General features: G+C 34.6%; 3 protein-coding genes. All 3 read right to left on the bottom strand.

Translation table 11 applies throughout. The features are described 5' to 3' along the window. Positions 1–266: 266 nt before the first annotated feature. The 3 genes from SA378_RS08555 to SA378_RS08545 all read right to left on the bottom strand — a co-directional run bounded on the left by SA378_RS08555 (position 267) and on the right by SA378_RS08545 (position 3973). The gene (locus SA378_RS08555; RefSeq protein WP_318525568.1) at positions 267–1961 is read right to left on the bottom strand and encodes an AIPR family protein; all 1695 of its coding nucleotides are present in this window, start codon (positions 1959–1961) and stop codon (positions 267–269) included. 443 nt (positions 1962–2404) lie between these two features. Further along, positions 2405–2620, bottom strand: coding sequence for a hypothetical protein (locus SA378_RS08550; protein ID WP_318525567.1), 216 nt, complete (start codon positions 2618–2620; stop codon positions 2405–2407). Between the two features lie 75 nt (positions 2621–2695). Beyond that, entirely contained in the window at positions 2696–3973 is a 1278-nt protein-coding gene (locus tag SA378_RS08545; RefSeq protein ID WP_318525566.1) for a TlpA disulfide reductase family protein, read from the bottom strand. Between the last annotated feature and the right edge of the window lie 732 nt (positions 3974–4705).

Here is a 4705-nt window from a genome sequence, read left to right as displayed (position 1 = left end):
AGTAAACTCATCTTAAGAATATTTGCTTGCGTGAATCAAGATAGAGAATATGAAAAAAATTATTGCTATAAGCTTGTTTAAGTCATAGTAATCGGTACAGAGTTGATCGAAGCCAGAAAACTGTCAAGGTATGCTGAAATTAAATTACGTGCAGATGCGCGCGTCCGGGTGCAAGAACCATTACGAATTTGTCTTGAGTGCAGGAGCTAAGCAAAAACCGTGACAAGCCTATTAAACATACCGTCCGTGTTATGCGTTCGTGCTATTTAAAGAAGACTTTTAATTGTTACCGTAAATGGTTCAGTTCTAATATTATCACGGTGTAGATTCCCGTCTGCGGCTACATAAATTATCTCAGAACAAGCTGTAAATATTTCCTTTGTTCTTTCATCATTCCATAGAATCTCGTTAAACCGATCGCAAAGGCGGACCATTTCATTTGAATTTGGTCTCGGTAATGTATTATTATGCACTTTAAGGCGAAAGAGATATAGGAAATGATATCTTGCGGGTTTTAGTGTGGGATCTATGAATCCACTTTTAAATAGCTGGTCAAGTTTATAATTTGCGAAAGCTGCCACATAATACATTTCTAGTTTATGATCTTTAGCAAAGATCTCGCTACCTACAGATTTTAAAAGAGCTTTATAATTTCGAGTAGTTCTATGGGGATATCCTAAAAAGAATGAGGCATAGGCCCTAACTAACATCGTCATATTTGTAACACGAACCTTTTCAACACTATTGTCGGAGGAATATTGTCTTGAGCGTCTTTCATAGTATAACTTCTTTTCACCTTCAAATGTTGGGAAATAAGCTTCTAATTTTTTGGGGAAATCTGATAAAGCGAATAAATGCTCTTCAGGTACCTCAGTTTGTCTATTAGTGGCTTTAATTATAGAATTCTTAATTTCTGGATTATCTGTTGCAACTAGTCTAATGGGAATCTGTAACTTATCATTAAGACAGTCACGCGTTTCATGTAATACGAAACTTGTTTGACAACCATTTACCACCTGATAATCTTCGATAACAAATCTATTACCTGTAGGGATTATTCTTTTTGCAATAATTGTAACTCCGTTATTCAGTAGAGGAAAGTAGATTTTTTGCGTTTCATTTTCGAGGGTGGCTTTAATTTCTGAATTAACAGGATTCCATTCTTGCCAATGTCTAACATTATCATAGAAAAGCGATGTTATTATCTCCTCATTACTATTTTCGATTAATTTCAAATATTCAATCGAGTTTAGAAATCCTATATATGCCTGTTCAATCCCAGGAAGTTCTGGGAGTACAGTTCTCTCGGGAAAGTTAACTTCTGTTGAAATTGCATTTTTAGATTGTCTATAGAAGGAATGTATTTTCTCTGCATCTATACAATCGAATTCAACCCTTCGAAATATATTAAGTCTATTAATGGCTGTTTTTGCAGCATCTCTGCGCGCTACAAGACCTTGATCATCTGTCCAGCGACCTGTGGTGCAGTAATATATAAAGCATTGAGGATTGCCTTTTTTGAATTTACTACTTCGAGCAAAAATCTCATTTATAATTGCTCCTCTTAGCTTTAAATCGTCATTCTGTGGTAGGGTTGGAGTATCTGATAAAAAATCTTTTATTCCAAATTCAATTTGTCCAATTTTAGAAGTCGAAAAACCCTCTGTGCGTTCTGCTTGGCAAAATACAAATGTTACGTCAAGGTACCCATTTGTATTTGCTAAGTCATCGATTTCTTCAGGTTCAGTAACAAGGCATCCATTGACAATTATTGAAACTGTATCAATAGCGCAATCTCCGCCTGCTCCAACATGGATATCCTCAGATGAAAAACTTTCAGTGAAGTGTCTGGAAGTTACAAGATAACCTGTAAAATGTTCAAATGCAGTTTCTTCTACAAGGCTTTCTAAGCCATTTTGTTGAACAAATTCTGTTAGCAAGGATTTTGTTATTCTGTCCATTTTGATATTTATTTTGTGAAGGATATGTTGTTTATTTTGTTGATAATCATGCTGTCCGGTTGCTGCGCATGACGCATAACGGCCCGGCGGTATAATTAGAAAGCGTTACCCGGTGAAGCCATCCGGATCCCGATCCCGGTACTTTAGGTAGAAATGTGTCCCGGAGGCGAGCCGGGTACGGCGTGGTTTTTGCAATCCGGGTACAAAGTTTGGTGTGGGCTGGCGGGTTCGTGGTACAAAGTTTCCTAAGTGGCATATTATTAGTCCCGGTATTGTTATTTCGTTAACAGCAGTTGCGCGTTGGGTTTTGTCGAGCGTTGATTATCTGTCCGTTAGGGTAGGAGTGTTTTTTGCAAAAACCATGACGAGCTTATTAATTATACCGTCCGTGTTATGCTTAGGCGAAATTTAAAGTCACAGGTTAATGCAAAGTATTATTTTATTTAACCTTTGTTGTTCTGAATGAATTCATTAATTATTGGTTCTGCTTTTATAAAGTCAAATTCTTGAATATATAGATCAATCGCTATTGGAACCCCTCTGAAAAAGCTATTAGAGGAATCATTAGAAATTCCATTTTTTTCTAATCTATCTTTGAGTGAAATCACGGATATCTCAGTTCCAGTATAAACTCTGATAAATTTATTTTTTTCTTTCATTTTGTATTTTTTTATTAGAAGTGGGACTGTCTATAATTGTCACATGTATGCTAGTAAGTCAAAACGGAAAGAATTTTAAATCTGATTTTTGATTAGGTCTTCAAGTTCATTAATACTAGCAACTTTATTTTTTATTATTTTCCCTTTTTCATCGACTAGAACATAATGAGGAATCCCGGTAATATAATAGGATCTATAAAGAATATTTATCCAATCCCCTTTGCAAATTAGATGAACACCTTGAAAATCATTATCTTTAATTAGGCTTTCCCATTTTTTATTGTCGGAATCTACGCATACATTAATAAATACAATTTCGCTATTTTTATATTTGCGTTGAAGCGTATTCTTTTCTGGTATGCTCTTTATGCAAGGAGAACACCAAGTTGCCCAGAAATTTATGCAAACAAATCGCCCCTTAAAATCAGATAAACTCACAGTTTTACCAGCCAAATCTGTGAGTTTGAAATCAGGAGCCACTGCACCTTGGTTTAATGATTCTGTCTCTTTTGCAGTTTTTAGTTGATTTTTTTGATATGCAAATAAAACATTTAATAGGACAGTATCGCTAAAACTGGTTTTCGCAAATGTTATTAATGAGTCAACTCTCTTAAAATACAAAGCGTCATGAGTAGTGGTAGCTTCTTTAACAAGATTGGTGGATAAAAGAGCACCGATCCTTTGAGCAATGAAAAGATCTCTAATTTCAGAATGTAAAAATTTTCGGGCAAAGTTTATATTCTCTATAACTACATTGTAAAAAATTTCAGAAGTATTATTTTGTTGTGATAAAGTATCATATTTACTTGTAGTTAACATACATAATAAAAAATTATATCGTTCTGAATATTTAGCTTCCGGATTATCAATCTTGACCCTTAATTTATCATTAAAATTATCGGGTCGTGCTAAATATTGTTTATGAAACTGATATCGACTTGTGAATTGATATACTTTATCCACTGCTCCAGAATAATGAATATCTGTTTCCTCCATTTTTACATACCAATCTGGTAAATGTTCCATTTCATTGAATGTATATAAAGCTGTTAATCCTTTCTCTGTTTTAGCATCGACTCTTTTATTGTATTCGTTTATTGATTCATTGGCAGAAGGAACCGATGATGTGTTAATCTTGGCTTTTGTTAGGTAGTTCGAAATAGAGGCAGTTTTGCCTTTAAATAAAATATTATCTCTAATTTTTTTTGAAGCATCCAAATCTAACCAGATATCCAATGTATCTTTTGGTAATGCAAAGCAACTTGCATCTGAATTTGACATGATAAGTATTATTGTTGTAGGATGATTTATTGAAAGTTTAATGATACCGATAGTATCTCTTTCGAAAAACATATTCATTTTCACCTGTCCAAAAGGGAAAATTGTGTTATAAAAAAGTGTAAAATTTGCAGGGGATTTGCAGTTTTTAACGTGGAATCGCAAATATGAACAATCATTAAATGAAAACTTTGGTAATTCAGCATTACTCTGGTTGTTACATCCAATCAAAATGAGAATTGAAAAAAAAGTAAAAAAGATCAAAAAGTAGTTTTTCATGATACTTGATTTATTGGCGCCAATCTTGATTTTTACATTTTTACATTTTTTTGAATCTTAAACAAATATATAACGAAATATTTAGTTTAAAAATTTTGTTGCAGTCAGGTTCTATCTCTATCTAGGTTTTTGCCAGTCTCGGTAGGTGAGTAGTATGTGTCATGTCATGATATCTTTGTCTAGAAAACCTTGCAAAAACCACAATGGTTTGATTATCGGCGGATGCGGGTTTCGGTTTTATCTTATTTGTAGGATTTGTCAAGGTAATCTTGGTCGTAACGTGCTGGCGCTTAAGCATAACGGCCCGCTGGTATGGGGAGAAAGCGTTACACGGTTTAGCCACCGGTTAACAGTCCTTCGTGCTTTAGCCGAAATGTTGTCCCGGTGGCGAACCGGGTATGGCGCAGTTTTTGCAATTATTGGTGCAGTTTTTAAGTCCCTGTTTAACACTATCTTATTTTCAGCTGCCAAAAAAATTATCATTAAAATTCGATTTTTTGAATCTCACGGGAATTGTCCGGGTGTGGT

This window comes from Sedimentibacter sp. (assembly GCF_033447055.1).
Lineage (GTDB): Bacteria > Bacillota > Clostridia > Tissierellales > Sedimentibacteraceae > Sedimentibacter.
Note: the sequence above shows the minus strand (reverse complement) of the source record. Positions and strands in the feature narration are given on the sequence as shown.